The organism is Nocardia sp. NPDC055165, from assembly GCF_053606985.1.
Map to the genome: position 1 here is coordinate 183,130 of NZ_JBSGSS010000001.1, position 25,281 is coordinate 208,410.

The following is a 25,281-nucleotide window of genomic DNA, read 5'->3' on the forward strand; positions in this document are numbered from 1 at the left end:
TGGAGCCGGCTACTGCTTCGGACCGGGCTGATCCCGTACGGCACCGTTCGGCCACACCACATCGATCGGAATGCCCCGCGCACGCGCCAGCGCGACCACGGTCCCGGTACCGGCACGCTCGCCGGCCTTCCCGTCCCACACCGCGATCATCCGGTCGGCCTCGCTGACCAGGACCTCGTTGGCGGCTTCATACGCTTCGCGGCCCGCGTTGCCGAAGTCCATGACCCGAACCGTCGTGGCCCGCTCGATGAGCCCGTCGAACTGCGCCAGGTGGTCCGGCTTCACTTTCGACTCCCGGTAGTCGCGCGACGGCACCACCACCTCGAGCTGCCCGCCCGCGTCGAGAACCACTTCCGCGAATACGCTGTCCGCGCCGCGGGCAAGGCACGAGATGCCGACCAGACCCGGTGTGTCGGCGATCAGGTCGGCGATTGCCGCACGAACGAGCGGGATCGTTTCGGCCGAGATGTTCGTGTGCCCGGTGACGCTGATTCGCATCACACCATGATGCCGGGGCCGCGATGAACGGGTGGAGCAGGTGGCGCCGAAACGACTCAGCGGCCAGGTTCGTCCGGGCGCGACGGACCGGCGTCACCGCCATCGCTGCGGGTAGGGCCGATCCTGCGTGGCCGCACCATCCGCCGACCGCCGCCGGGGCGGTTTTCCCCGCCGACACGTTTACGGCGCGACGCGTCGAAATCGATGAGATTCGCATCGCGCTCGGCATTCGCGCCCGACTCGGCGCCGGCCTGCGTCACATCGTTGACCGGCAACGATCCTGATTCGCGCTGCAACTCCGCGCGAGTCACCGGGCGGGTGGCCGCCGGATCGTAGGCGCCATCGGGAACCGGAGACCAGCGCGGAGCCGCACCGATATCCTCTTGACGTCGGCGCGGCGGCTTGGGCAGACGCACGACGTTCGACGGCGCGTCGTCGCCCTGGCGCGGACCCGTCTCGGCAGCCCTCGTCTCTGCCAACTTCTGACGCAGCCGCTCCACCGCATCGAATCGACTGTTGCCGGGTCCGCGCGCGAACCCCGGCCCTGTTTCCTGGTCCGACATCGAACTAACCGCAGACAGGCGCCGCGACACCCGCCCCGAACTTCGGCTTACTTCTAACGCTCACGTCCACATTCTGCCTCACGACCCGCTATCAGTCAGCAGCCCGCTGTGCCCACCACCTGTGGCGACCAGCCCGTGTGCCGGCCGCCGCACGCAAGATCTACGTATTCGGACACACGCAGACGACGCCGCGACCGCCAAAAATCTGCACGACCTCGCCCGTACTGACGTCGCTACTCGTGCGGCTGCGCATCCGAGAGGACCGCATCGATGGCGGATCGCAGGTCGAACACCACCTTGTATCGGCGAACCGACTCCGCTCCGGTCAGCTCGATGTCGCGGCCGGTCGCGCGCCACACGTCACGGATGGAGCCATCATCGCGCACCTCGTAGCCTTCGGATTCCGCCCAGCGATCGACGTCCTGCGCACGACTGGCGAGCGCGTTCGCGACTTCACCTCGACCACGGAACGCCTGGACGTCCTTCCAGGAAACGCTCATCCGTCCTCCTTCGAGTTCAGCTCGGACAACGCGGTCGCGGACCAGTTGTCAAGCGTTGCTGAGGATCTCAGAAATAGAGACCACCCACTACTGCTCTTGTCTGCAACCTACTCGGATACAGGCGTATGGCCAGCCAGGTCGGGGACCTTCCGCAGGCGCCATCCCGTCAGTGCTCACCGGTCGGGACGGGCAATACTCTCGACGTATTCCGCACCCCAGCGGTTCAGCTCGGACACGAAACCGCGCAGTGCCTGCCCGGTCGGGGTGAGCGAATATTCCACGCGTGGTGGGACTTCGGCAAAAGAATGTCTGTTGACGATGCCGTCTTGTTCCAGCTCGCGGAGCTGACGGGTGAGGACGCGGGGGGTTACCTCGCCGACCTTGCGGCGTAATTCGCCGTAGCGCAGGGGCTCGTCGAGCAGGTGCTTGACGATGGTCATCTTCCAGGCGCCGCCGAGGACGGCGATGCTCACCTCGACGGGGCAGCTCCGCATCGCTCGGACGATCGGCGCCCGGACTTCCTCCGTGGTTGCCATACGCTCGATGATATCCATTTCGTCCATATGGACAAGATTGTGCATACTGTCGATCCTGACCGTTGGTTGCTAGAAACGAGAGTAAGGACGTCGAGCCAACGCGAAGGATTCCGGTGGGTATATCCGCAGTCGATATCGAGCAGCGCGCGATCCGGCGGGCGCCCCGTTTTCATCCCGCGTGGACGATCGTGGCCGTGGCGGCCCTCGCGCTCGTCGCGGCGGGGAGTTTCGCCACGATCGCGGGGCTGATCACCGAACCGCTGGTCGAGACGAAGGGGTGGAGTCGCACCGGAATCGGCGCCGCGGTGGCGGTGAACATGGTGCTCTACGGGGTGGTCGGGCCGTTCGCCGCGGCCATGATGGACCGCTACGGCATCCGCCGGGTGACGTCGTACGCACTGCTCGCGCTGATCGCGAGTTCGGTCCTCACCGCGATCTGGACTCCGTCGGTCTTCTGGTTCGTGCTGTGGTTCGGTTTCGCCATCGGGGTCGGGACCGGGTCGATCACGACGGTGTTCGCCGCGACCGTGGCGAATCGCTGGTTCTACCGCAAGATCGGTCTTGCTACCGGATTACTTACCGCGGCAAGCGTATTCGGTCAGTTTGCGATGCTGCCCCTGCTGTCTGTGTTGCTCGAGCGAGCCGACTGGCGCGCGCCTGTTCTCGCCTGCGGAGCTGTCGCGACGGCGGCCCTGCTCGGCGTCCTGCTCTTCCTGCGCGAGAGCCCCGCCGCGATCGGCGCGGTCCGCTACGGGGCGAACCCCGACACCGAGCCTGCCGACACCGATCGCCGCGTCAACCCGTTCGCCCGCACGATCACCGCCCTGCTCCGCGCCTCGCGCGACACCCGGTTCTGGGTGCTGGCCTCGATGTTCGCACTGTGCGGTGCGACCACGAACGGCCTGATGTGGAGTCACTTCACCCCTGCCGCGCACGATCACGGCATGGCCGCCACGGCCGCGTCGGGCCTGCTGGCGATCATCGGCGTCGCCAACATCCTCGGCACCGTCTCCGCGGGCTGGCTCACCGACCGGATCGAACCGCGACTGCTTCTCGCCGTATTCTTTCTCGGTCGTGGTGTGTCCCTCGCTCTCCTCCCCATCCTGTTCACCAGCGGGTGGTCCCCCGACCTCGTCGTCTTCGCTGTGGTGTTCGGCGTCCTCGACGTCGCGACGGTGCCACCGACACTGACCCTGTGCCGGCACTACTTCGGCGCCGACAGCGCCCTGACGTTCGGCTGGATCAGCGTCTTCCACCAACTCGGCGCCGGCGCGATGGCCCTCACGGGCGGCCTGATCCGCGACCTCAACGGCTCCTACACTCCCCTGTGGATCACCGCCGCCCTCGCCTGTCTCACCGCAGCAGCCCTCGGCACCACCGGCTCCCGAATCAGATGAGCCCGCACCTTTCGCGCTTCCGTTCGGTCAGATGAGCGACTTCTGCCGTTTGATGCGGCTGCGCACGTCGCGCATCATCGCATTGGTGCCGGCGAACCTGATGAACTTCGGGATGAAGCGGTTGACGAAGCCGACGAACTGGAACAGGTGCTCGAATCTGCGCTGATCCGCGGCGCTCCACTCGATCGCCATCTGCTCGCGGAAATGCGGCGGCAGAAAGCCCGCGGTCAGGAATTGCAGGAGGCTGCCGAACATCACCCGGATGGACCAGTGAATCATCCGCAGGTGCAGCAGATCGTCGATGTAGGCGCGGAATTCGTCATCGCACACCACCTGCTTGCACGCCTCGAGCCAGTACTCGTCGAACTCGGCCCGCGTCTTGGGCCACATGTCGGGGTGTACCTGGAGCGTGGTGCCGAAGGTGTCGGAGCCCTGGTAGAACGCCTCGAGTTCGTCGTCGGTCATCTTGCCGCACAGCAGTTGGTGCGTGTCCTCGAAGCCGATGTAGATCGCCGCGGCCACATACATCTGCAGGTTCCGGTCGAAGGCGTTGTACTTCACCTTCGAATCCGGCCGCGATCTGACCTGGCGGTGCGCGACATTGACCGCTTCGCGCATGGCCGACTTGTCCTCGTCGGTGCCGAGAACGGCCACCGCGAGGTAGGCGGAGGTGGTCCGCAGCCGTTTCCACGGATGCACCATGAGCGCACCGGATTCGACCGGACTCTCCATCACACCCGCCGCGACCCCCTGGTGTGCGAACTGCATCGCCACGTTCGCGGCCGCGCCCGCGAACATCCAGAAGTCCAAGGCATCGGCCAGGTGGGCGGGCCGTTTGCGTGGGGACCGGTGGGTGTCGGGAATATGGAGGCGAACCCGGTCGAGAGTCAGCGCATGCTCCGTCGCGGCGGGTTCCACCGCTGGGGTGGCCGACCGACGCCACGCGGGTCCGGCCCCTTCGTCAACGTAGGAATCACTGTGCGGGTCGACGTAATCGGGGTCGCCAGGCCTGGTTGCCGTGCTCATCGTCATCCTTTCCCAGAGATGTGCCGCGCGACCGAGTAGCCGAGGCGATGCACAGCAGCCCGACGCACCTCGCGAACGCGGTTCGGCGCCAAGGATACCTCGGCACACCCATTATGTTACTGACTATTCCTCGATTGAACAGAGAGGAAAGTGGACCCAAAATAGGGCCTACAAAGGATTGACACCGCAGCTTTGTATAACTAAGTTGATGCGCATTCACCAGCGCTACGGAGCGGGCATGCACTGCGGCGCCAGGTGGACACGACTGCCGCCGATAGGTGGCATTCCGGGAGTTCGCTCCCGGAGCGCAAGGCTCGCGGCGTGGGACGTCCAGGCCCTTTGCCCCCACTGCCGCGAGTCTTGCGCCCCATCCTTCGCACGACGCCGTCGACCGACTGCTCGCCCGTCATCGAGTCGCGGAACCTCGCGAACCGCGGCGGTACCGGCAATCAGTTCGACGCCTCCGCCGACCGCACATCGCGTCCAGCGGGGGCGTTCACCGCGCAGACTCAGAGGCGTTCGATGATCGTAGCGTTGGCCAATCCGCCTGCCTCGCACATGGTCTGGAGACCGTAGCGACCGCCGGTCTGTTCGAGATGGTTGACCATCGTCGCGAGCAAGCGGGTCCCGGAAGCGCCGAGCGGGTGCCCGAGCGCGATCGCGCCGCCACGCGGATTGACCCTGGCCGGGTCGGCGCCGAGCTCGTGTTGCCACACGAGCGGGACCGGTGCGAACGCTTCGTTCACCTCGAAGGCATCGATGTCGTCCACGGTGAGTGAGACCCGGTCGAGCGCCTTGCGCGTCGCGGGAACCACGGCGGTGAGCATGAGCGTCGGATCGTCGCCGACAACGGCGAAGGAGTGGAAGCGGGCGCGGGGGGTCAACCCCAGCTTCGCCGCCATCGCCTCGCTCATGATGAGCGCCGCGGACGCACCGTCGGTGAGCGGCGAGGAGTTGCCAGCGGTCACCGACCAGTTGATCTCCGGAAACCGGTCCAGGAGAGCGGGATCGGTGAAGGCTGGGCGCAGACCCGCCAACCCTTCGACAGTCGTCCCGGTGCGTATCGTCTCGTCGGCGACGAGTTCTCCAGCGGCAACGAGCTCGGCATCGAACCCGCCGGATGCCGCGGTGGCGGCGGCCAGCCGATGCGAGCGGGCCGCGAACTCGTCGAGGACCGCGCGGTCCAGTTTCCAACGGGCCGCGATGATCTCGGCCGCGATCCCCTGCCCGATCAGACCGGCCGGATAGCGAGCAGCGAGCGGGCCACGCAGCGAGTCCTTGCCCTGAGTGTTGGAGAACATCGGCGTGCGGCTCATCGACTCGACGCCACAGGCGATCGCCACGTCGTACGCGCCGGCGAGCACACCCTGGGCGGCGAAATGCACGGCTTGCTGACTCGAACCGCACTGTCGGTCAACCGTGGTGGCAGGCACCGATTCCGGGAAGCCCGCCGCCAGCACCGCGGTCCTGCTGATGTTGTTGGCCTGTTCACCGCTCTGGGTGACACAGCCGCCGATCACGTCGTCGACGAGGGCCGGATCGATCCCGGTGCGCGCGACCAACTCTGCCAGCACACCGGCCAGCAGGGTGGCCGGATGCACCGACGACAGTCCTCCGCCGGACTTACCTCGACCCGACGGCGTACGAACCACATCGACGATGACAGCTGACATCTTGAACCTCCTGCACGGTCGCCGAGCACACGACGACATCAATCAAGTAAGTTAACTATCATTCTTACCATGGGCCATCGAATACTAGCCATATAGCCAGTGATTTAGCCTTTGTGTAGCACATCTATGTTACTCTCCATTCCGCAGCATCACGAGTTGGGGGCATGATGCGCGGGTCGCATCGGCACCGGAACGCACCCCTCAGCGGCGTCCGATGCCGATGCGATGCCCCCTCCGCTCGCAAGGGCCCGCGCCAACCCGCCAGTAGACGACCGGCGAGCAGGATGCCGCGGGCGCAACCTGCGACAGCACTCGATTCGGTGCCCTATAGGCAATCCCGAATCTATGAGATATGTTACCGGTAATTCTCATCACAGCGATGAGAATGGGTAGTAACTTGATCTTCGGTGATCGACCTCCCGAGCTCTGGAAGCCTCCACAACTTCTTGCATGACTCAGGGGACGGCGATCACCCTTCGGGTCCACCCCCAAAGAACGCTCGACAACAACATCGCACCGCCAACGACGGCGGCCGGCAGGCCTGACGTCGTCCAAGGTCCCGAGGAAGGACACCGGTACCACCATGTTGCGACGGCTGGACAGGTTTCTCAGCTATGAGATGAAGGTGTCCGAATTTCTCGGCACGCTCATCATCATCGGCATCCCGTACGGACTGGTCGGGGTCATCTGGACGCTCACCCACACCAGTCATCTGCGTGACCTCCATGGGGCCGACCTGATCGTCTCGTTCCTCGGATCGATCGTGTGCTGGCCCGTACTCGTCTTCGCGAATGTGACGATGACCTGATGATGGCGCTGGTATGGGTCATCGACATCATCGTGATCATCGTCAAGATCCTCGGCGGGCGGACACAGGTCAATCCTGTTCTCCGAGTCGGCATGTGGATCGCGCTGCTCTGCGTCATCGCCTTGTGTCTGGCGGCCGTCGGCGCACTCGTCGTCCTCCTCGAACACTGGCTGAGCTCGCTCTGAGCAGCCGGGAACACAATCCCCCGCAGCAAGAAAGGATCGGTGCAGCGTGACGCCGCAACCGGCCACCGAACCGTCCGAGATCGGACGGCTCATCGACAGCGCCACCGGGCTCTGGCGACGGCATCCTCAGCAGTCGCTCGAGACTCTCGGCAGGCAGGTCCTCCTCGGTCGGGCAACGATCGCGCAGTTGTTTCTCTCTCTCGTGCAACGGCGCTTTCCGTTCCAGGAGTTCATCAAACAGTGCGCCTTCATGGCCAACGTCTCGGCGTTGCCGACCGTGTTCGTCGCGATTCCGGTCGCGGTGGTCGTCTCGATCCAGGTCGGCGCGCTGGTCAACCAAGTCGGCGCCACCACCTTCATCGGTGCGGTCGCCGGACTCGGCATCATCCGCCAGGGCGCACCGCTGGTCACCTCCCTGATGATCGCGGGCGCGGTCGGCTCGGCCATCTGCGCCGATCTGGGCTCCCGCACGATCAGGGAGGAGATCGACGCGATGAAGGTGATGGGCGTCGACCCGGTGCGCCGGCTGGTCGCCCCGCGACTGGCCGCCGCGGTACTGGTGAGCATGCTGCTGTGCGGGTTCATCGTGTTCGTCGGCTTCGCCACCGCCTACTTGTTCAATGTCTATGCCCAGCAGGGCACGCCGGGATCGTTCATCAGCTCGTTCGCCTCGTTCGCGGTGGCGAACGACCTGATGGTCGCGCTGTTCAAGGCGGCGATCTTCGGTGCGCTCACCGCGATCATCGCCTGCGACATCGGACTACACACCAAGGGCGGTCCCGGTGGTGTCGCGAACTCGGTGAACTCGGCGGTGGTCACCTCCGCCCTGATGCTGTTCGCCACCAACATCATCGTTACCCAGCTGTACAACAGCTTCTTCCCCGCGAAGGTGGTGTGAGATGGCCGCCGAGTACGTCCCGCCCGCACTGCGGCCGGTCCGCGCGATCAGCGCGACAGCCAAGATCCCTGTCCAAGCCAATCAGCGCCTCGGCCACCAGGCCATCGTGTTCTTCCAGGCCCTGATCGCCATCCCGTTCACCCTGCGTCACTACCGCAAGGAAGTAGCCCGCTTGGTAGCCGACGTCGGCTGGGGCAACGGCTCGCTCATCGTCGGCGGTGGCACCGTCGGCGTGGTCATCGTGCTGTGCGCGTTCGGCGGCATCACCGTCGGAGTCGAGTCCTACACCGCGTTGAACCTGCTCACCATGGGACCGCTGACCGGGGCCATCTCCGGCTTCGCCACCACCCGTGAGATCGCGCCGATCCTGGGCACGCTGGCCTTCGCCATCCAGTCCGGCTGCCGATTCACCGCGCAGCTCGGCTCGATGCGGATCTCCGAGGAGATCGACGCCCTGGAATCCATCGCGATCCGGCCACTGCCCTATCTGGTGACCACCCGGATGATCGCGGCGACGATCACCATCATTCCCCTCTACACACTCGGCCTCGCAGTCGCCTACATCGCGACAAAACTGTCGGTGCTCTTCCTGGGCGGTACCACCGCGGGCACCTACGACCACTACTTCTTCCAGTTCCTGCTGGGCGGGGACGTGTTCTATTCGATCTTCAAAGTAGTGGTGTTCGTCCTCATCGCGGCGTTCATCCAGTGCTACTACGGCTTTGTCGCCTCCGGGGGCCCCGAAGGCGTCGGGGTCGCGGCGGGCCGGGCCATCAAGATGGTCATCGTCGTCATGGTCTTCACCAATCTGTTTCTCACCCTTGCGATCTGGGGCATCGACCCCGGATTCCGGATCTCGGGATAGGTCGATCGAATGATTCTCGATCTCAGCGGCCGCGGCCCCAAACCCCTGCAGCTCACGCTCGCGGGACTGGCGGTGATCACCGCGTTCGCGGTCGCTCTGTATCTGCTCGCACTGCGCTACAACGGCGAGTTCGAGGACACGGTGGTGGTCGGCGCCGACCTCACCAGCACCGGCGACGGGCTACCCCAGCGTGCCGACGTGAAGTACCGCGGCATGCTGGTCGGCGCGGTCGGCTCGGTGGAGATGGTCGCCAAGGGCGAACGCCAGCACGCCACGCTGGAGCTGAAACCGGGCCTCGCGCAGACGATTCCGAACACGGTCACCGTGCGCGTCGTACCCGACAACATCTTCGGCGTCTCCTCGCTCCAGCTCGTGGACAACGGGGGGACCGCCGAGGGGCTGCGCGAGGGCGCGACCATCCGCGAGGACACCAGCGCCGCCACGATTGCGCTGCAGTCCACACTCAACACATTGCGCGATGTGCTCGCCACCATCCAGCCCGAGAAGCTCGGCCGGGTGCTGGCCACCCTGTCCGCCGCGCTCGACCCGAGCAGCCGCGTGCCGGGTTCCACGGTGGAGCGCCTGGATACCTGGCTCACCACAGTCCACCAGATCCCCGAAATCGGCCACCTGCTCGGCAATTTCGGTCAGGCGGCAACGGCACTGAGCCAGTCGGCACCGGAGCTGGTCGGCGTGCTGGCCGATTCGGTGACCTCTGCGCGCACGCTCAACGAGCACCGCACCCAGTTGGTGGAGCTGCTCACCCAGGGCAATTCCACCATCGAATCGGTCAACGCCCTGTTCGCCGCGAATCCCGATTCGGGCAAGGAATTGGTCTCCGGCCTGGACCAGCTGCTCGGTGGCATCGCCAAGGATCCCAGCGCGCTCCAGTCGACGGCGGCCAACCTCAACACGTCGTTCCGCAGGTTGCAGCAGGTGTTCAACTTCGGCCCGCGCAAACAGATGACCTGGCGCATGGACGTGACGTTCACACCCTTCCAGCAATACACCGCGAAGGACTGCCCGCACTACGGTGCAATGGCCGGGCCCCGATGCGGCGGACCGTCCGTGCCCGAAGTCGCACCGCCGCAGGAGTATCCGGCACAGATGCTGCCGAAGCGGCTCGAGTCCGCCGGACCGGCACCGGTACTGCCGATTCCCGGTCTGCCCGCGCTGCCGAGCATCACCGTGCCGACGGTGCCCGGCCTGCCGACGATTCCGGGTCTGCCCGCCATTCCGGGACTGCCCGCCATCCCGGGGATCACCGCGCCCGCCGCATCCCACGATCCCGCGCCCGCCGCCACCCCGGCGGCGCAGCCTCGGCTGAGCGGCATCGCCGCGGTGTCGGCGCTGGTCGGCGGTACACCGACGTTCAGCCAGCTGCTGCTGCTCGGGTCGATCCTGGGCAACATTCCCATCGTCCCCGACACCGAAGGTGGTGTCCAACAGTGAAATCCACCAAAGCGCTCCTCGGGTTCAGCTTCTTCGCCGTACTGGCGACGTTGCTCACCTACACGATCTGGTCGACCCTGCAACGCAGTGTCCCCGGCAATACGACGAGCTACTCGGCGGTCTTCACCGATGTCCTCGGATTGCGCATCGGCGACGACGTCCGGATGGCGGGTGTACGGGTCGGCCGGATCGACAAGATCGACTTCACCGATAACTACATCGCCGAGGTCGACTTCCAGATCGAGTCGCGCCAGCACCTGACCGACACCACCAAAGCCCTGGTGCGATACCAGAATCTGATCGGTCAGCGCTACCTGGCGCTGGCGCCGGGCACCGGCGAGGGCACCGTTGTCCCCGCCGGTTCACAGATCCCGCTCGAGCGGACCGAGCCGTCGTTCGATGTCTCGGCGCTGCTGTCCGGATTCGAGCCGCTGTTCAGTGTGCTGCAACCCGACCAGATCAATTCGCTGTCGGAAACCCTCATTCAGGCACTGCAAGGCAACGAGGTGTCGCTGGCCGCGCTGATCACCCAGGCCGCCCAGTTGGCCAGCACCTTCGGTGAACGCGATCAGATCATCGGCGATGTGCTGAGCAATCTCAGCTCGGTGATGGCCGGTCTGGCCAACCGCAGCGATGAGCTGGAGACCCTGATCACCCAGACTCGCAGTTTGATGGAAGGGCTCTACACCGAGGGCGAATCGTTGAAGAGTTCGGTCGAACGGGTGGCGGGAGCGACGAACGGGTTGGTCTCGCTCATCGAACAGGTCAAGCCCGGCTTGGCCGACGCGCAACGCAACGCGACCACAGGCGTGATGATGCTGCTCTACAACGGCGCCGCGCTCGATCGCGCTGCGGTCGAATTCCCGGACTTCCTCAACGGCGTCGCCAGGTTCACCCAATACGGGACCTACGGCAATGCCTACATCTGCCGCCTCGACGTCTCCCTGTGGGGCGTTCTCCTGCCCGAGGGCTTGTTCTCCCAGGTCGGCGGCACCTCACAATCGGAAGTGTGCCGATGATCAAACCAGGCGTTCCAGCATTTCTGCGGCACAACCGGCACCTGCGGCTCGGCCTGATCGCGGCCCTCGCGGTGCTGGTGTTGCTCGGCGGTTCGAATCTGCTCAACCAGGTCCAGCTCGGCGACAAGACCGTGCACGCCGAGTTCGCCCAGGCCGCGGGCCTTCGGCCCGGCGCGACGGTCGATGTCTCCGGCATCGAGGTCGGTGAGGTCCAGGCGGTGAAACTGGTCAACGATCGGGTGGAGGTGGCACTGCGGATCCGCAAGGACATCCGCCTCGGCGCCAACGCCCACGCGGCGATCAAGATGTCGACCATCCTCGGCAGGCTGCACATCGTGCTGCGGCCCGGTGACGGAAAAGAGCTCCCCGACAACCGGATCCGGCTCGACAGCACCGAGGTGCCGTACAACCTGAGCAAGGTTATCCAGGACCCGAAGTACACCTCCTCGTTCGAGCGGATCGAACGGATCGACCCGAACAAACTGCGCACCGCACTCGATGTGTTCAGCGCCCAGCTGGGCGATTCACCCGCCATGGCGGTGCAGGCCCTCGACAGCATCGGCTCACTCGCCCAGGTGATCAACAGCAGGCGCGACGAGGTCGACACACTGCTGAAGAGCATGGATCAGGTCTCGCAACTGGTCTCGGACAACCGCAACAGTGTGTTGGTGCTGCTCACCAGGGGCGAAGCGATCGGGGCGGCGGTGCAGAAGCGCCAGACCCTGCTCACCCAGCTGCTCGACAACGTCGCCGACATGTCGAGGCTGCTGCAGGACATGGGCATCGAGAACAACGGTGAACTCGGACCGCTGATCGCCAACCTCAACACGATGGCCGACGGCCTGACCAAGAACAAGGAGAACCTGGACCGGATCTACGAGTACGCCCCGGTCACGTTGCGCCAGTTCAACAATCTGCTCGGCAACGGTCCCTACGGCGAGATCTGGGCACCGTGGATCCTTCCGGACAACTGGCTGTGCTTCGCACAGGCCGTACAGGGGTGCAACTGATGAGGACCGAACGCACGAGCAAGCTGGCGGCGCTCTGCTTGGCCGCGACCCTCGCCTCGGGCTGCGCCCTGCTGCCCGACAGCCTGACCGGACTGGGTAACCAGGTGCTCGGCGAGCAGAAACGCATCAGCGCCGACTTCGAGAACGTGGCCGGACTGTATGCGGGCAACGAGGTCTCGGTACTCGGGGTGCCGGTCGGAGTCGTCGATTCGGTGACACCGCGCGGCAGCTACGTCGAGGTGGTGATGTCGGTCGACCGCGACGTGCGCATTCCCGCCGAAGCGATGGCGGCGCTGGTGTCGCCGCAGCTGATCACCAACCGCCATGTCGAGCTCGCTCCGGCCTATACCGGCGCAGGACCCGAGCTGGCCGACGGCGCGCATCTTCCGCTGGAGCGCACCAGGACACCGGTCGAGCTGGACCGGATCCTGGCCAACTTCGATCAGCTGGGCGAGGCGCTCAAGGGCGACAGCCAGAGCGGGCCCATGGCGAGCCGGGTGCTCTTCCCACTGCTCGACGGCAACGGCGACCGGCTGCGCGAAACGCTCGACGAACTGTCGGCGGCCTTCGAGCTGACTTTCGCCAACAAGGATCAGATCGCCAACACCATCATCGAACTCGGTGAGATCACCCAGATCGTCGCCGACAACGATCAGACCGTCCGCGATTTCAGCGGTCGCATCACCGAATTGGTCGCGTTGTTCGGGCAGCAGTCCCCCGGTCTGCAGGCGGTGCTGACCCAGCTCGACGACTTCATCACCAATACCTCCTCGGTGGTCGGCCAGAATCAGGATCAGCTCGCGGGCGCGCTTACCAAGTTCGTCGCGATCGCCGCCCAGATGCGGGCCAATGCCCGCAATCTGACCGAGATCATCGACGTCGGTCCGCTGATGTTTCAGAACTTCGACAATGCGATCAGCCGGGAACACCAGGCGCTGCGCCTGCACGGTCTGCTCGACAAGATCGTGCTCGACAGCGAGGTGGTCTCACTGTTCTGCGAGCGCGTGCAGATGCGGCTGGACGGCTGCCGCACCGGCAAGATTTCCGATATGGGCCCGGACTTCGGGCTGACCGCCGCGCTGTTGGGACTGACGAAATGACTCTGCGCACCACGTTGGCCGCGGCCTTCTGCGCCGCCGCCGTGGCCGCATCGAGCAGCGGCTGCTCGATGACCGTGGCCGAACTGCCGATGCCCGAACCGGGCATCGGCGGGCCCGGCTATACCCTGCACGCCACATTCCGCGACGCGCTCAATCTGCCCGATCGCGCCCACGTCAAGATCGGCGGCACCGATATCGGTGTCGTCACCGGAATTTCGACGACCGCGTTCCTCGCCGATGTCGAGATGCTGATCCGCACCGACATCCAGCTGCCGCAGGGCACCACCGTGGAGCTGCGCCAGGCGACACCCCTCGGTGACATCTTCGTCGCCATGACCCTGCCCAGCGCCGAGGCAGCCGGGCCACCGCTGCGTGCGGGCGCGACCATCGGAGCCGAGCACACCGCATCGGCCGCCTCGGTCGAGCAGTTGATGATGTCGGTGTCGATGCTGATCAACGGCGGCGGACTCAATCAGGCAGCCAAGGTCACCTCCGAGCTCAATTCCATCTTCGCGGGCAGAGCGCCCCAATTGCAGCACCTGATCGGGGAGATGACCTCGGTCATCAGCGCGCTCAACGCACGCACCGGCGACCTCGACGCAACGCTCGCCGGGTTGTCGGTACTGACCGGCGAATTGGCGCGGCGCAAAGCCGAACTCGGCGCCGCGGCCGACAGCTTCCCGCAATTGATCGGGCTGTTCGCCGAGAACAACCAGGCCATCGTCGAGCTGATCAACAAGGTGGCCGTGACGATGGACGCCCTCGGCGACTTCAGCGCCACGAACGGGCCGCAGTTCGTCAGCCTGTTCCAGAGCATCCAGAATCTGATGTCCGGGTTCGCGCAGATGGGCGATGACCTCACCGGCACGCTCGAGGGCTTCCACAGCGTCTATCCCTCGGTGATGGACAGCATGCAGGGGCCGACCCTGGCCGTCGGAGCAATCCTGTCCTACCTCGATATCGGTGCGATCACCGATCCGGCCGGCAGCCGCTGGCCCGACGGCACCGATGTGCCGGCGTTCCTCGGCAGCATCACCGACGTGATCGCCAAGGTGACCGGCCGCCTCACCAGCACACCGCAGCAGCCGACCCACGAGGGGCCCCGATGAATTCACCGTTGTGGGAGTGGCTGGTTCGCCGTCGCATCGCGGTAGCCAATGCCGGCCTGGTCGTCGTCCTGGTGCTGGGCAGCCTCTACCTGGGCGGCGCCGTGCTACGGATCGACCCGACGAGTTCGCGCTACGTTGTCACCGTCGAACTGGCCATCTCGGGTGGGCTCACCGCGGGCAGCGACGTGACATTCCGTGGCGTTCGGGTCGGCCGGGTCGATGACGTGCGGGTCGCCGGCGACGGCGTCGCGGCGGTAGCCGAGATCGAGGAGGGCACCCGGATTCCGGTCGGCGGCACAGTCGCCGTCGCCCGATTGTCGGCCGCGGGCGAGCAGTACCTGGATTTCCGCCCCGATACCGACACCGGACCCTTTCTGCGCGACGGCTCCGTCATCGCCCGGGCGGACACCGCCGTGCCTGTGCAGGTGCAGTCGGTTCTGGCGAATATGACGGGCCTGGTCGGCGGATTGAACCCCGACCGCCTCAATGTCATCGTCAACGAACTCGACAAAGCGCTCGCGGGCGGACCGGACGGCTTGCGCAACATGATCTCCGGGATCAGTCGTGCGATGGCGGGGCTCACCGATCTGCTTCCGCAGACCGAGCAGCTGCTGCGCAATCTGGAAGTCATCGCCGCGACGACCGCGCACGCGCAACCCGACCTCGGCACCCTCACCAACGCGGGTAGCGCCCTGTTCCAGCAGTTCTCCGCCGCCGACGCCGAATTGCGGCATCTGCTCCAAGAGGGGCCGGGTCAGCTGGCGACGCTCGGGGGCTTCATCTCCCGCACCCACGACCCGATCACGGACCTGGTGACGAACTTCGTGGCGATCACCCGGGCGGCCAAATTGCGTCAACCCGCGATCGAGCTGCTGTTTCCCACCTTGAGCCGCTTCTCCGAGGCGGTCGGGATCCCCGCCCACGACAACGCCTTCTTCACCCTCGTGGATCCGTGGCCGCGACCGACCTGCGACTACGACACTGTTCCGATCCTGCCGACACAGGCCACCGCCGATACCAGGGTGCGCCTCTACAACTACTGCGTCACCGACAACCCAGCGCTGCAGGTCCGTGGGTCGGCGAACGCACCACGACCCGCCGGCCCCGACAACGGTGCGGGACCGCCGCCCGGTGTGACCGGTGACGAACTGTCCCAGCCCTCGGTGCCCGCACCAAGATAAGGAGCACGAAAAGCAATGACCAGCGACGAAACATCCACCAGCACAGCACCATCGGAAGGGCTCGCGGACACAGTCGATGCGAAGACGGCCACCGAGGCCAAGTGGTGGGCGATGGACCGCAGAACTCTCGGCCTGCGCGGTGCCACCGCGATCGTCCTCGGCGCCTCGGTGGCGACCTCGGTGTTCCTGTTCGTGGAGAACAAGAACAGCACCGATCTCCTCGCGGCCCAACAGCAGGCCCGCGAGGCCGCGTGCCACTACGCGCCGGCCTTGGCCGACTACGACAGCAAGAGCCTCGACACCTACTTCAAGGCTGTCCTCACGGGCGCGACGGGTGACTGGAAGAAACAGTTCGAATCCACCAGCACCGAGCTGCGCGACGCCCTCACCCAGGGTGAGGTCATCTCGAAGGTGACCGATACCCAGTGTGCGCTGCGCTCCGGCGACGAGAACTCCGCTGAGGCGATCGTGGTGATCGGAACGACCATCTCGAGCCTGGGTACCGAGCACAAGCCCAAGCCGAGTCAGCTGTCGATGGTGTTCAACCTGCACAATGACGACGGCCGCTGGCTCGTCGAGAAGGTGAACTCCCCGTTGACCTCGCCTCCCGCCCCATGACGCGGTCCGGCGGATCGACCTCACGCCGCCAGGCGATAGCATGACAGGCAAGATCATCGGGAACTCACTGTCCCCGCGCGGAACAAAGGGTAAGACGACGAGCAGCCAGGCAGACGAATCCCCCGCGGATGCGCCGACTCGCCAAGTCAGGCGCAGGCCGAAGAATCGTCGTGCCCAGATCGCGGCAGAATCGGCCGCCGCCTTCGGCGCGCACGGATACCACGGTGTCAGCATGGACGACATCGCACGGCGCCTCGACATCAGTTCCACCGCGCTGTATCGGCACTTTCCGAGCAAATACGCACTGTTCCGGGAGGAACTTCTGCGATTGTCCGGGATCGCTGTCGGCGCGGTCGAGCTGCCCGCCGAGGCCGTCGACTGGGAGCCGCGCCGGCGCGTCGACCATGTGCTCGACGCCATCATCGGCTTGACCATCGCCAATCGGCCGACCGTGGCGCTGGCTCGCTGGGAGCGCCGCTATCTCGAGCCGGCCGATCTTCAGGAGTTCACCGATCAATTCGCCGCGGCGATCGCCACGCTGCGCAAGCTGATCGGCGAGGTACGACCCGAGTTAGACGGTCGAGACCGGGCGGTTCGGGCAGTCTCGATCTTTGCCGTGGCGAGCAGCATCGGCGACCACCACGCCACCATTCCGGTGAAGGCCCTCGCCCGGCTGCTCCATGCGACCAGCTGGACGTTGATCGACGCTGATCTCAGCGGACACGACAGCACCAAGACTGCCGGTTCGAGGGGCGAGCAACCGCAGCCGTTCAAACATGATCTGCTGCTGGGCAAGGCTGTCGAGCTGTTCCACGAGCGCGGCTATCCGAATGTCAGCATGGAAGACATCGCCGCCGCCGCGGATCTGTCGGCCGCATCGGCGGTGTACCGCTACTACCGCAGCAAGAGCGACCTGTTGGTAGCCGCGTTCCGGCGCGCCGCCGACCGGGTATCGGGAGCGATCGCACCCGCGACAGCCGCCGCGGACACTCCGGCCGAAGCACTCGGCACACTGATCGAGCTCTATGTCTCCGGCTCGTTCGCCGAGCGCGCGCTGACCTTCGTCTACTACGCCGAGTTCAGCCATGTAGACCAACCCGATCAGGTGACCCTGCGCCATCTCCAGCAGCTGATCATCACCGAATGGGCGAAGTTGGTGGTGGAAGCGAGGCCGGACCTGTCCATCGGCGAGGCCCGGATCCTCGTGCACGCGGCCTTCAGCCTCGTGGTCGACCTCGGGCGCACCTTCGGTGACCATGGAATCAGTCCGCAGGAGACGGTGATCCGTTTGCTGGAGACCATTCTGCTCGGTCAGCCCCTGCCACGGTAGGCAGCGAGCGACTCGCGCCGCAATCGACAGGGGCGTCCGACCGTGACCGGTCGGACGCCCCTTTTCCCCTCCGTGTCAGAGACCGAACGTCTTACCGATGATGTCGCGCTGGATCTCGCTCGTACCGCCGAAGATCGTGGAGACCAAGGCGCCACGGACATGCTTTTCCATGTCGAACTCCCGGGCGTAGCCGTAGCCGCCCATCATCTGCATCCCGGCCAGCGCGACCTGCTTGGACGTCTCGGTGGCCTTGAGCTTGGCCATCGATGCTTCGCGCGCGAAGGTCTTGGTCGGGTTGGCGTCGACTGCGGCAGCCACGCTGTAGACCAGCAGCTTGGTGCATTCGATCTCGGTCGCGAGGTCGGCCACGCGGTGCCGCAGCGCCTGGAAGGAACCGATCGGCCTGCCGAACTGCTTGCGCTCACTGATGAACTGCAGCGTGTCCTCGAAGGCACGCTCGGCGGCACCGAGGCTCATCGCGGCCAGAATGAGCCGTTCGAAGTTCAGCCCGGTCATCAGCTGACGCCAGCCGTTGCCCACCTCGCCGACCACCGCGTCCTCGGGAAGCAGGCAATCGGTGAAGTACAGGTCGTTGGTCTCCTTCTGGTTGCCCATCAGCTCGATCGGGCTGATCTTGAGCCCCGGCGTGTTGGCGGGCACATGGAACATGGTGAGTCCCTCGTGCTTGCCGCCACTGCGATCGGTGCGCACCACCAGCAGGATGTTCTCCGAGATGTGCGCGTTGGAGCACCAGGTCTTCTGACCGTTGATCAGCCAGCCGTCGTTGGTCTTCTCCGCTTTGGCGGTGATGTTGCCGACGTCGGAGCCCGCCTCCGGTTCCGACATCGAAATCGACTGCGACGCACCACGAACGATGCCGCGCAGGACCACGTCCTTCTGTGCCTCGGTGCCGAACTTCGCGTAGGCACCACCGGTGATGAGGGTCGGCCCGATCGCACCGATCGGCAGCATGCCGCGCAGGCTCTCCTCGAGCAGGATGCACATGTCGACCATCGTGGCGTCGGAGCCGCCGTACTCCTCGGGCACCGTCAGACCGAGCCAGCCCAGTTCGGCCATCTTGCCGTAGACATCGGCGTTGTGCTGCTCGGCATCATGGTCGGTGAGCGCGTCACGCTTTTCCCGGGTGCCCGCCTCACGCTTGGCGAACGCGGCGACCGCTGCCGCGAAATCCTGCTGTTCCGGGCTGAATTCGACGCCCATAGTGATTGTTCTCCCTTGTTTCGTTGGATTGAGGATCAGTTACCGGCGCGTTGACGCCACGTGGTCGGCCATCATCAGGCCGCAGAACACGCGCTGGGGTGCCTCGCCCGCGTTGCGCGGGATTCGTCGATGTTGACGATCAGATGTTTCGCCCATCGCCGCACAGCGGCCTTTTCCGCCCTCGGCGCCGATTCCCACCCAGCCCGGTGCGGCCACAGCGGCCACAGCGGCATCGCCGACCGGCCGACGGCCGCGAACCGCACTGGCAACGGGACGGTGGGTCTCGAGAAACTGCTTGTCAACAGCCTCTGCGACAAGGGATTCAGCCATCGGCGACTTCTTTCGAAGGAATCGGATCGCCCCGTCAACGCACCCCCGACCACCGGATCGGCCAGGGTGGGCCCAGCGATTCTCGCGCTTGGGCCGAGTTCGTTGACAGGAACACTCCAGCTCGGATAAGTTAACACCCATTCTCAATAAGTTAATCATGATTCTCGCCGGATGCAAAGAGGCCATGGGTTCCCCGCAACCGGCGCAGAACTCCCGAGCGGAGAGAGGCTCAATGCTGCGCACCCGATTCACCGAGGCATTCGGTGTCGAGCACCCCATCGTGCAGGGCGGGATGATGTGGGTCGGCCGTGCCGAACTCGCGGCCGCGGTCTCAGAGGCCGGTGGACTCGGCATCATCACCGGCCTGACCCAGCCGACCCCGCAGGCACTGCGCGAGGAAATCGCTCGGACCAGGGATCTCACCGACAAACCGTTCGGTGTGAATCTGACGATCCTGCCTTCGATCACGCCGCCGCCCTACGCGGAGTACCGCCAGGCGATCATCGACGGGGGCGTCTCGATCGTCGAGATCGCCGGCGGCAACCCGGCGACCCACCTGCCCTACCTCAAAGACGCGGGCATCAAGGTGCTGCACAAGTGCACCAGCGTCAAGCACGCGCTCAAGGCCCAGCAGGTCGGCGTCGACGCGGTGAGTATCGACGGCTTCGAATGCGCCGGTCATCCCGGCGAGAACGACACACCGGGCTTGGTCCTGATTCCCGCCGCCGCGCGCGAGATCGAGATCCCGATGATCGCCTCCGGCGGCATCGCCGATGCTCGCGGGTTGGTCGCCGCGATGGCGCTCGGCGCCGACGGCGTCAATATGGGTACCAGGTTTCTGTGCACGGTCGAATCGCCCATCGCGCACGTGGTCAAGGAACAGATCGTCGCCAACACCGAGCTCGACACCAAGCTGATCTTCCGGACCTTGAGCAACACCGCCCGGGTCGCCGACAACGCCGTCAGCCGCCAGGTCGTCGAGATCGAGCGCGGCGGTGGCACGTTCGACGATGTCCGCGAACTCGTCGCGGGCGCGCGCGGCCGCAAGGTCTACGAGGACGGTGACCTCGACGCGGGCATCTGGAGCGTCGGCCAGTGCCAGGGCTTGATCCACGACATCCCCACCTGCGCGGATCTGGTGGCGCGGATCGTGCGCGAGGCCGAGACCCTCATCGCGGGACGTCTGGCACAGTCGATCGTCGAAACGGTGGCCCGATGAGCGAGAGCATTCTGGTCGAGGAAGAAGGCGGCGTCCTGCGCCTGACGATCGACCGCCAAGCACGGCTGAACGCGATCGATCTCGAGGCGATGACCGAACTGGGCGATCTCGTCAGCGCTGCCCCGGCTCGGCCTTCGGTTCGGGTGATCGTGCTGACCGGCGCGGGCAAGGCGTTCTGCACCGGCGCCGACCTGGCCGCAGCCGCGGCCGCAGGCGGCAACGAGGCCTCACCGCAGGTCGTGATGGACACCGCCAACGCGCTGATCCGCGCGATCATCGCCTCGCCGCTTCCCGTCATCGCGCGGGTCAACGGGCCGGCCGCCGGCGTCGGCGCGTCGATCGCACTGGCCGCCGATCTCGTGTACGCAGCCGACAGCGCCTACCTGCTGCTGCCGTTCACCTCGATCGGGCTGATGCCCGACGGCGGAGCAACCGCGGTCGTCGCCGCGGCCATGGGTCGTGCCAGGGCCGCGGAAATGGCGCTGCTCGGCGCCCGATTGCCCGCCGCCGACGCCGCTGCGGCGGGCTTGATCACCCGGTGTGTACCCGCCGCCGAACTCGACGCTCAGATCGACGCCGTCGCCGCCCAACTCGTGGCGGGTCCTCGCCGCGCGCTGCAACTGACGAAAGCTGCCATCAACGCATCGACGCTGACCGAACTCGACGCCGCGCTCACGCGGGAGAAGGACGGACAGATCGAGCTGCTGACCTCCGCGGACTTCCTCGAAGGAATGACCGCGATGCTGACCCGTCGCGCGCCGAACTTCACCGGCGCCGTGCATCCGATCGCCGAACCGGCCTAACCCTTCCCGCGCCTTCGAGGAGACGACGATGTCCACAGAACCCCTGCGCTCGCGCCGCAATCACTGGATGAACCAGATCGCGATCCATGCCACCACCATCCCGGACGCTCCCGCCTTGCGCTACCTCGGCAAGACCACCAGCTGGGGTGAACTGCACTGGCGGGTGGAACGGTTGTCCGACGCGCTCGATCGCCGTGGCGTCAAGGCCGGCGACCGCGTGATGATCTTGATGCTCAACAACATCGAGTACCTCGAATCGGTATTCGCGATCAACACTCTGGGCGCTATCGCGGTGCCGGTGAATTTCCGGCTCACTCCGCCCGAGATCGCCTTCCTGGTCGCCGACAGCGGCGCCGCGGTGATCATCACCGACGCGGTGCTCGCCCCGCTGGCCACGGCGGTGAGCGCCCAGTCCCCCGATCTGCGTACTCACATCGTGGTCGGCGCACCGACCGGCGACGGTGTCCTCGGCTACGAGGACCTCATCGCCGAGACCGGCGAACCGCACGAGCCGCGCGACATCGCCGAGGACACCGCAGCTCTCATCATGTACACCTCCGGCACCACCGGAAACCCCAAGGGCGCGGTCCTGACCCACCTGAACATGAGCTCGCAGGCGCTCACCTGTATCCGCGCCATGCGCTACAGCTCCGACGACATCGCCTTCTGCGCGTCGCCGCTGTTCCACATCGCCGGCTTGGGCAGCATCGCATCGTGTTTCGTACTCGGTGCGTTGACGGTGATCCATCCGCTCAAGGCGTTCGATGCGGCCGAGGTGCTCGATGCCTGGGAGAGCGAGCGCGCGACCTCGGTGTTCCTGGTGCCCGCCCAGTGGCAGGTAGTGTGCGCCGATCCGACTGTCGCACAGCGTGATCTGCGGCTGCGAGTGATCAGCTGGGGCGCGGCTCCGGCCTCCGACACCGTGCTGCAGGCCATGGCGCAGACCTTCCCGAACGCGCTCAACGTGGCGGTCTTCGGGCAGACCGAGATGTCGCCGATCACCTGCGTCCTCGACGGCGAGGACGCGATCCGCAAGCTCGGCTCTGTCGGCAAGCCGATTCCCACCATCGCCACCCGAGTCGTCGACGACGAGATGAACGATGTCGCCCAGGGTGAGATCGGCGAAATCGTCTATCGCGGACCGACTTTGATGCGCGAGTACTGGAACAACCCGCGCGCGACCGCCGACGCGTTCGCGGGCGGCTGGTTCCACTCCGGTGATCTCGTGCGCCTCGACGAGGAAGGCTTCGTCTACGTCGTCGACCGCAAGAAGGACATGATCATCTCCGGCGGCGAGAACATCTACTGCGCCGAGGTGGAGAACGTGCTGTTCGCGCACCCACGGATCAGAGAGGCGGCGGTGATCGGCCGCGTCGACGACAAATGGGGCGAGGTCCCGGTCGCGATCGTGGCGGTGGAGGACGACGGCGGCATCAGTCTCGCCGACCTGGAACCGCATCTCAACACCCATCTCGCCCGCTACAAGCACCCGAAGGACCTCGTGGTGGTCGACGCCCTGCCGCGCAACGCGGGCGGCAAGGTCGTCAAGCACGAGCTGCGCAAACTGCACGGTTCGACAGGCTTGACACCCGTGGTCACCAGCTGAGGTAGCTACGACTCCGTTGCGGGTTGCGGCGGTGGTCTCCTCCGAGGAGACCACCGCCGATCTCGATGAGCCCCCGGACGGTCGCCGACTCGACCACAATGAATTTCCAATTATTTGCGTGAATTAGTGTCGGATTTCCACTGTGTATTCACACAATAGAGCCATCGCGTTGAATGATGTTACTGTTCATTCCGCATCGCTTGTTCGGAACATGATGCACCCGCACGAGCGACCGCCGACGTAGCCGGTTCGCTCGTGCGGACCCGCCTGCCTGATACGGCCCGACTATTTGCTCACCGCTACATCTATTGCCCCGCTCTATCCAGCCGACTTCGTGCCCGGCATCAGTATCGTGCCGCAGCACTACTCACCACTGAGCCGAACGGCGATGCGACGAGCAGAGCGGTTCCCATCCCGGCGCCTGGTCGGCGTGGAAAGGGATACCAACGATGACAATCCCATCCGACAGTGCCGAACGGCGGCCATCGCTGCACGATGTGGCATCGCTGACCGATCAACTCGTCTCCCATTTCATCGACAATGTGGCGCAGTGCGATATTTCGCCCGGCACGCCGATGGCATCGACAATCGGAGCAATCACCCGGATAGCCCTCGAGATCGCGCAAGGAATGCTGGAGGGATGCGACATCACGCACGAACTCGGAGAACTCGCGACAATCGCCGCCGGATTGGCGTGCGACAGCGTACCCATCGACCTTGTGCTGCGCGGTTTCCATGAAGGCATACGGATAGTTGCCGGCCAGTTGTTCGCCCGATATCAGGATTGCACTCGCGAAACTGTGATCGATGGATTCCAGATCGCCATGACGATCAGCGATCAACTCTGCCTGACAGTCACCCACGCGTACCTCGGCGAGCACGGCGCAGCGACGTTCGGCCAGGACGCCGAGCGGACTCTCACGTCCGCCCTGCTGGCCGGACAGTGGACACCCGTCACCGCCCGCAGATGCGGCATCCCTATCGCTGACACGTACTCGGTGCTCGCCATCGCGATGCGCGCGAACCCGAACACGGGAATTGCCTTGCACTACCTGCACAGGGTGCGGAAAGCCCTGGCCCAGCACAGCGACGGGCAGGGTTTGGCCCGGCTGTCGATCGACGGTGGGACCGTTCTCATCCCGACCGACGCGGTGGCCGAGGACGAACTCGATTCACTGGTCGAGGCGCTCGCAGGGGCGGCGCAGGTCGAACTCGTCGCAGCTGTGGTCGCCGCGCCCGCCGCCGACGTCGCGTCTGCGGCGAAAACGGCACACGAGATGCTCGATGTCGTCGAGCGACTCGAATGCGCACCCGGCCTCTATCGATTCGGCCAACTCGCACTGGAGTACCAGCTTTCGCGGCAAGGACTCGGTCTTTCCCTGCTCGGTGAATTATTGGCGCCGTTGGAAAGATATCCCGAATTGCGGAAGACACTGCGGGTACACATCGCCAACAACTTGAATCGGGCGCAGACCGCGCGGATCATGGATATCCACACCAATACCGTTGACTATCGACTTCGCCGAATCGCCCGGCTCACCGGACTCAACCCGGCGCGGGCATCGGATCTGTGGCAGTTGCGGTCGGCGATGGTCGCCCAGGACTGCCGCGACGACAACCCGAGAGAGTGACGGAGCCTCCGTAGATGTTCAGCAACATCGGGTGGAGCGAGACGATCATTCTGGTCATCGCCGCCCTCGTCATCATCGGCGTACCGAAGTGAACAGTCGCCCACTTCGGTAGCGACACAATGCTCAGAGCGTTTTCGGCGGCTGAGCCACTGGTTCGGCGAAGGCGTCGCCGGCGCCTGCTCCGGTGCCGCCAGCCCAACGTTCTCTCGGGCCGACCGCTCTTTCGCCGAATCCGCTTCCTCGGACTGCATTCGACTCACCTCGCTCTTGAAGATCCGTAGCGACCGCCCCAGCCCGCGGGCGGCATCCGGCATACGCTTCGCACCGAAGAACAGCACGAACACAGCCGCGACTATCAACCAATGCCAGACGCTGAACTGACCCATCTTTACCTCCTGTATCGACATGGTGGACTCGGAACCGATGCGACAACGCCGACTACCCCGATCGCTCGCAGGCGCCGTGCCCACGATGGCGTGGTCCCGAAAGTGTTGTCCACACCCGGCGAAGCCACGTACACGCTCGGCCATTGTTCCGAGATCTATCAGCCGGCACGCCATGGCCGCCGCGTCGATACATCCCCTGGCAGCATTCCCACCGGCGACAATGATCGGCGATGCCGGGGCCGGCAACGCCTGCACGGATCCAGTGCGCAGGCGGCTGATCAACTCCGCGCACATGGCACCGCCGCGTGGCGACCCGT

Annotated in this window: 26 protein-coding genes and 1 pseudogene; 17 read left to right on the top strand and 10 right to left on the bottom strand. The window is 65.5% G+C overall.

The window, feature by feature from the left end:
* Positions 1-9 precede the first annotated feature (9 nt).
* The 4 genes from ACWFRF_RS00935 to ACWFRF_RS00950 all read right to left on the bottom strand — a co-directional run bounded on the left by ACWFRF_RS00935 (position 10) and on the right by ACWFRF_RS00950 (position 2,097).
* Complete coding sequence (locus ACWFRF_RS00935) at positions 10-498, bottom strand: hypothetical protein (RefSeq protein WP_452448401.1); 489 nt, start codon at positions 496-498, stop codon at positions 10-12.
* A 56-nt stretch (positions 499-554) separates the two neighbouring features.
* Positions 555-1,061 (bottom strand): hypothetical protein, encoded by a 507-nt coding sequence (locus ACWFRF_RS00940; RefSeq protein WP_378989850.1) that lies wholly within the window; start codon positions 1,059-1,061, stop codon positions 555-557.
* A gap of 233 nt (positions 1,062-1,294) precedes the next feature.
* Positions 1,295-1,561: a hypothetical protein gene (locus ACWFRF_RS00945; RefSeq protein ID WP_378989849.1), complete on the bottom strand. Its 267-nt coding sequence runs from the start codon at positions 1,559-1,561 to the stop codon at positions 1,295-1,297.
* 173 nt (positions 1,562-1,734) lie between these two features.
* On the bottom strand, positions 1,735-2,097 hold the full coding sequence (locus ACWFRF_RS00950) for a winged helix-turn-helix transcriptional regulator (RefSeq protein WP_452448402.1): 363 nt from the start codon (positions 2,095-2,097) through the stop codon (positions 1,735-1,737).
* Between the two features lie 113 nt (positions 2,098-2,210).
* On the opposite strand from ACWFRF_RS00950, the gene ACWFRF_RS00955 reads away from it, so the two are divergent.
* Positions 2,211-3,494 carry an MFS transporter gene (locus ACWFRF_RS00955; RefSeq protein WP_378989847.1) on the top strand — a complete coding sequence of 428 codons (1,284 nt, stop codon included), beginning with the start codon at positions 2,211-2,213 and terminating at the stop codon, positions 3,492-3,494.
* Positions 3,495-3,521: 27 nt separating this feature from the next.
* Here the strand turns inward: ACWFRF_RS00955 and ACWFRF_RS00960 are convergent, their stop codons facing one another.
* Positions 3,522-4,520, bottom strand: coding sequence for an oxygenase MpaB family protein (locus ACWFRF_RS00960; RefSeq protein WP_452448403.1), 999 nt, complete (start codon positions 4,518-4,520; stop codon positions 3,522-3,524).
* Between the two features lie 509 nt (positions 4,521-5,029).
* Positions 5,030-6,193 carry a thiolase family protein gene (locus tag ACWFRF_RS00965; protein WP_378989845.1) on the bottom strand — a complete coding sequence of 388 codons (1,164 nt, stop codon included), beginning with the start codon at positions 6,191-6,193 and terminating at the stop codon, positions 5,030-5,032.
* Positions 6,194-6,776: 583 nt separating this feature from the next.
* On the opposite strand from ACWFRF_RS00965, the gene ACWFRF_RS00970 reads away from it, so the two are divergent.
* From ACWFRF_RS00970 to ACWFRF_RS01025, 12 genes are read left to right on the top strand one after another with little or no spacing between them, the layout of a single operon-like run.
* The gene (locus ACWFRF_RS00970; protein ID WP_378989844.1) at positions 6,777-7,001 is read left to right on the top strand and encodes a hypothetical protein; all 225 of its coding nucleotides are present in this window, start codon (positions 6,777-6,779) and stop codon (positions 6,999-7,001) included.
* Positions 7,001-7,186, top strand: coding sequence for a hypothetical protein (locus tag ACWFRF_RS00975; RefSeq protein WP_378630924.1), 186 nt, complete (start codon positions 7,001-7,003; stop codon positions 7,184-7,186). Before ACWFRF_RS00970 ends, ACWFRF_RS00975 begins: the two co-directional genes overlap by 1 nt.
* A gap of 46 nt (positions 7,187-7,232) precedes the next feature.
* Positions 7,233-8,084 carry an MlaE family ABC transporter permease gene (locus ACWFRF_RS00980; protein ID WP_378989843.1) on the top strand — a complete coding sequence of 284 codons (852 nt, stop codon included), beginning with the start codon at positions 7,233-7,235 and terminating at the stop codon, positions 8,082-8,084.
* A 1-nt stretch (position 8,085) separates the two neighbouring features.
* Positions 8,086-8,949, top strand: a complete 864-nt coding sequence (locus ACWFRF_RS00985) for an ABC transporter permease (protein WP_378989842.1) — start codon at positions 8,086-8,088, stop codon at positions 8,947-8,949.
* A gap of 9 nt (positions 8,950-8,958) precedes the next feature.
* On the top strand, positions 8,959-10,401 hold the full coding sequence (locus tag ACWFRF_RS00990) for an MCE family protein (RefSeq protein ID WP_452448404.1): 1,443 nt from the start codon (positions 8,959-8,961) through the stop codon (positions 10,399-10,401).
* The gene (locus tag ACWFRF_RS00995) at positions 10,398-11,420 is read left to right on the top strand and encodes an MCE family protein (RefSeq protein ID WP_452448405.1); all 1,023 of its coding nucleotides are present in this window, start codon (positions 10,398-10,400) and stop codon (positions 11,418-11,420) included. The genes ACWFRF_RS00990 and ACWFRF_RS00995 overlap by 4 nt, the downstream gene beginning before the upstream one ends.
* The gene (locus tag ACWFRF_RS01000; RefSeq protein ID WP_452448406.1) at positions 11,417-12,430 is read left to right on the top strand and encodes an MlaD family protein; all 1,014 of its coding nucleotides are present in this window, start codon (positions 11,417-11,419) and stop codon (positions 12,428-12,430) included. Before ACWFRF_RS00995 ends, ACWFRF_RS01000 begins: the two co-directional genes overlap by 4 nt.
* Complete coding sequence (locus ACWFRF_RS01005; RefSeq protein WP_452448407.1) at positions 12,430-13,530, top strand: MCE family protein; 1,101 nt, start codon at positions 12,430-12,432, stop codon at positions 13,528-13,530. The genes ACWFRF_RS01000 and ACWFRF_RS01005 overlap by 1 nt, the downstream gene beginning before the upstream one ends.
* Positions 13,527-14,639, top strand: coding sequence for an MCE family protein (locus ACWFRF_RS01010; protein ID WP_452448408.1), 1,113 nt, complete (start codon positions 13,527-13,529; stop codon positions 14,637-14,639). The genes ACWFRF_RS01005 and ACWFRF_RS01010 overlap by 4 nt, the downstream gene beginning before the upstream one ends.
* Positions 14,636-15,820 carry an MCE family protein gene (locus ACWFRF_RS01015; RefSeq protein WP_387447299.1) on the top strand — a complete coding sequence of 395 codons (1,185 nt, stop codon included), beginning with the start codon at positions 14,636-14,638 and terminating at the stop codon, positions 15,818-15,820. The genes ACWFRF_RS01010 and ACWFRF_RS01015 overlap by 4 nt, the downstream gene beginning before the upstream one ends.
* 15 nt (positions 15,821-15,835) lie before the next feature.
* The gene (locus ACWFRF_RS01020) at positions 15,836-16,438 is read left to right on the top strand and encodes a hypothetical protein (RefSeq protein ID WP_452448409.1); all 603 of its coding nucleotides are present in this window, start codon (positions 15,836-15,838) and stop codon (positions 16,436-16,438) included.
* 40 nt (positions 16,439-16,478) lie between these two features.
* A complete protein-coding gene (locus ACWFRF_RS01025) occupies positions 16,479-17,768 on the top strand; it encodes a TetR/AcrR family transcriptional regulator (protein ID WP_379317697.1) in 1,290 nt (429 codons plus the stop codon).
* Between the two features lie 75 nt (positions 17,769-17,843).
* Here the strand turns inward: ACWFRF_RS01025 and ACWFRF_RS01030 are convergent, their stop codons facing one another.
* Together ACWFRF_RS01030 and ACWFRF_RS01035 are read right to left on the bottom strand one after the other, a co-directional pair.
* Positions 17,844-18,989, bottom strand: a complete 1,146-nt coding sequence (locus tag ACWFRF_RS01030) for an acyl-CoA dehydrogenase family protein (RefSeq protein ID WP_378989833.1) — start codon at positions 18,987-18,989, stop codon at positions 17,844-17,846.
* 39 nt (positions 18,990-19,028) lie between these two features.
* Entirely contained in the window at positions 19,029-19,319 is a 291-nt protein-coding gene (locus ACWFRF_RS01035) for a hypothetical protein (protein WP_452448410.1), read from the bottom strand.
* Between the two features lie 184 nt (positions 19,320-19,503).
* On the opposite strand from ACWFRF_RS01035, the gene ACWFRF_RS01040 reads away from it, so the two are divergent.
* The 3 genes from ACWFRF_RS01040 to fadD5 are packed head-to-tail and all read left to right on the top strand — an operon-like array spanning position 19,504 to position 22,947.
* Positions 19,504-20,538: an NAD(P)H-dependent flavin oxidoreductase gene (locus tag ACWFRF_RS01040; protein ID WP_452448411.1), complete on the top strand. Its 1,035-nt coding sequence runs from the start codon at positions 19,504-19,506 to the stop codon at positions 20,536-20,538.
* Complete coding sequence (locus ACWFRF_RS01045) at positions 20,535-21,341, top strand: enoyl-CoA hydratase-related protein (protein WP_452448412.1); 807 nt, start codon at positions 20,535-20,537, stop codon at positions 21,339-21,341. Before ACWFRF_RS01040 ends, ACWFRF_RS01045 begins: the two co-directional genes overlap by 4 nt.
* A gap of 28 nt (positions 21,342-21,369) precedes the next feature.
* Positions 21,370-22,947, top strand: a complete 1,578-nt coding sequence (gene fadD5 / locus ACWFRF_RS01050; RefSeq protein ID WP_378989829.1) for a fatty-acid--CoA ligase FadD5 — start codon at positions 21,370-21,372, stop codon at positions 22,945-22,947.
* Positions 22,948-23,291: 344 nt separating this feature from the next.
* On the opposite strand, the gene ACWFRF_RS01055 is transcribed toward fadD5, so the two are convergent.
* Positions 23,292-23,789 (bottom strand): hypothetical protein, encoded by a 498-nt coding sequence (locus tag ACWFRF_RS01055; RefSeq protein WP_379315743.1) that lies wholly within the window; start codon positions 23,787-23,789, stop codon positions 23,292-23,294.
* Here ACWFRF_RS01055 and ACWFRF_RS01060 point away from each other — a divergent pair.
* Entirely contained in the window at positions 23,772-24,578 is an 807-nt protein-coding gene (locus ACWFRF_RS01060) for a PucR family transcriptional regulator (protein WP_379315741.1), read from the top strand. The genes ACWFRF_RS01055 and ACWFRF_RS01060 overlap by 18 nt on opposite strands.
* Positions 24,579-24,802: 224 nt before the next feature.
* Here ACWFRF_RS01060 and tatA read toward each other — a convergent pair.
* Positions 24,803-25,258: pseudogene (gene tatA, locus ACWFRF_RS01065) on the bottom strand (Sec-independent protein translocase subunit TatA); the annotation flags it as partial.
* Between the last annotated feature and the right edge of the window lie 23 nt (positions 25,259-25,281).

Excerpts from the sequence above, each read along its gene's own strand:
- ACWFRF_RS00935 (WP_452448401.1), bottom strand. The coding sequence starts at position 498 with ATGCGAATCAGCGTCACCGGGCACACGAACATCTCGGCCGAAACGATC.
- ACWFRF_RS00940 (WP_378989850.1), bottom strand. The coding sequence starts at position 1,061 with ATGTCGGACCAGGAAACAGGGCCGGGGTTCGCGCGCGGACCCGGCAAC.
- ACWFRF_RS00945 (WP_378989849.1), bottom strand. The coding sequence starts at position 1,561 with ATGAGCGTTTCCTGGAAGGACGTCCAGGCGTTCCGTGGTCGAGGTGAA.
- ACWFRF_RS00950 (WP_452448402.1), bottom strand. The coding sequence starts at position 2,097 with ATGGCAACCACGGAGGAAGTCCGGGCGCCGATCGTCCGAGCGATGCGG.
- ACWFRF_RS00960 (WP_452448403.1), bottom strand. The coding sequence starts at position 4,520 with ATGAGCACGGCAACCAGGCCTGGCGACCCCGATTACGTCGACCCGCAC.
- ACWFRF_RS00965 (WP_378989845.1), bottom strand. The coding sequence starts at position 6,193 with ATGTCAGCTGTCATCGTCGATGTGGTTCGTACGCCGTCGGGTCGAGGT.
- ACWFRF_RS00970 (WP_378989844.1), top strand. The coding sequence starts at position 6,777 with ATGTTGCGACGGCTGGACAGGTTTCTCAGCTATGAGATGAAGGTGTCC.
- ACWFRF_RS00975 (WP_378630924.1), top strand. The coding sequence starts at position 7,001 with ATGATGGCGCTGGTATGGGTCATCGACATCATCGTGATCATCGTCAAG.
- ACWFRF_RS00985 (WP_378989842.1), top strand. The coding sequence starts at position 8,086 with ATGGCCGCCGAGTACGTCCCGCCCGCACTGCGGCCGGTCCGCGCGATC.
- ACWFRF_RS00990 (WP_452448404.1), top strand. The coding sequence starts at position 8,959 with ATGATTCTCGATCTCAGCGGCCGCGGCCCCAAACCCCTGCAGCTCACG.
- ACWFRF_RS01000 (WP_452448406.1), top strand. The coding sequence starts at position 11,417 with ATGATCAAACCAGGCGTTCCAGCATTTCTGCGGCACAACCGGCACCTG.
- ACWFRF_RS01005 (WP_452448407.1), top strand. The coding sequence starts at position 12,430 with ATGAGGACCGAACGCACGAGCAAGCTGGCGGCGCTCTGCTTGGCCGCG.
- ACWFRF_RS01010 (WP_452448408.1), top strand. The coding sequence starts at position 13,527 with ATGACTCTGCGCACCACGTTGGCCGCGGCCTTCTGCGCCGCCGCCGTG.
- ACWFRF_RS01015 (WP_387447299.1), top strand. The coding sequence starts at position 14,636 with ATGAATTCACCGTTGTGGGAGTGGCTGGTTCGCCGTCGCATCGCGGTA.
- ACWFRF_RS01020 (WP_452448409.1), top strand. The coding sequence starts at position 15,836 with ATGACCAGCGACGAAACATCCACCAGCACAGCACCATCGGAAGGGCTC.
- ACWFRF_RS01025 (WP_379317697.1), top strand. The coding sequence starts at position 16,479 with ATGACAGGCAAGATCATCGGGAACTCACTGTCCCCGCGCGGAACAAAG.
- ACWFRF_RS01030 (WP_378989833.1), bottom strand. The coding sequence starts at position 18,989 with ATGGGCGTCGAATTCAGCCCGGAACAGCAGGATTTCGCGGCAGCGGTC.
- ACWFRF_RS01035 (WP_452448410.1), bottom strand. The coding sequence starts at position 19,319 with ATGGCTGAATCCCTTGTCGCAGAGGCTGTTGACAAGCAGTTTCTCGAG.
- ACWFRF_RS01040 (WP_452448411.1), top strand. The coding sequence starts at position 19,504 with ATGGGTTCCCCGCAACCGGCGCAGAACTCCCGAGCGGAGAGAGGCTCA.
- ACWFRF_RS01045 (WP_452448412.1), top strand. The coding sequence starts at position 20,535 with ATGAGCGAGAGCATTCTGGTCGAGGAAGAAGGCGGCGTCCTGCGCCTG.
- fadD5 (WP_378989829.1), top strand. The coding sequence starts at position 21,370 with ATGTCCACAGAACCCCTGCGCTCGCGCCGCAATCACTGGATGAACCAG.
- ACWFRF_RS01060 (WP_379315741.1), top strand. The coding sequence starts at position 23,772 with ATGACGATCAGCGATCAACTCTGCCTGACAGTCACCCACGCGTACCTC.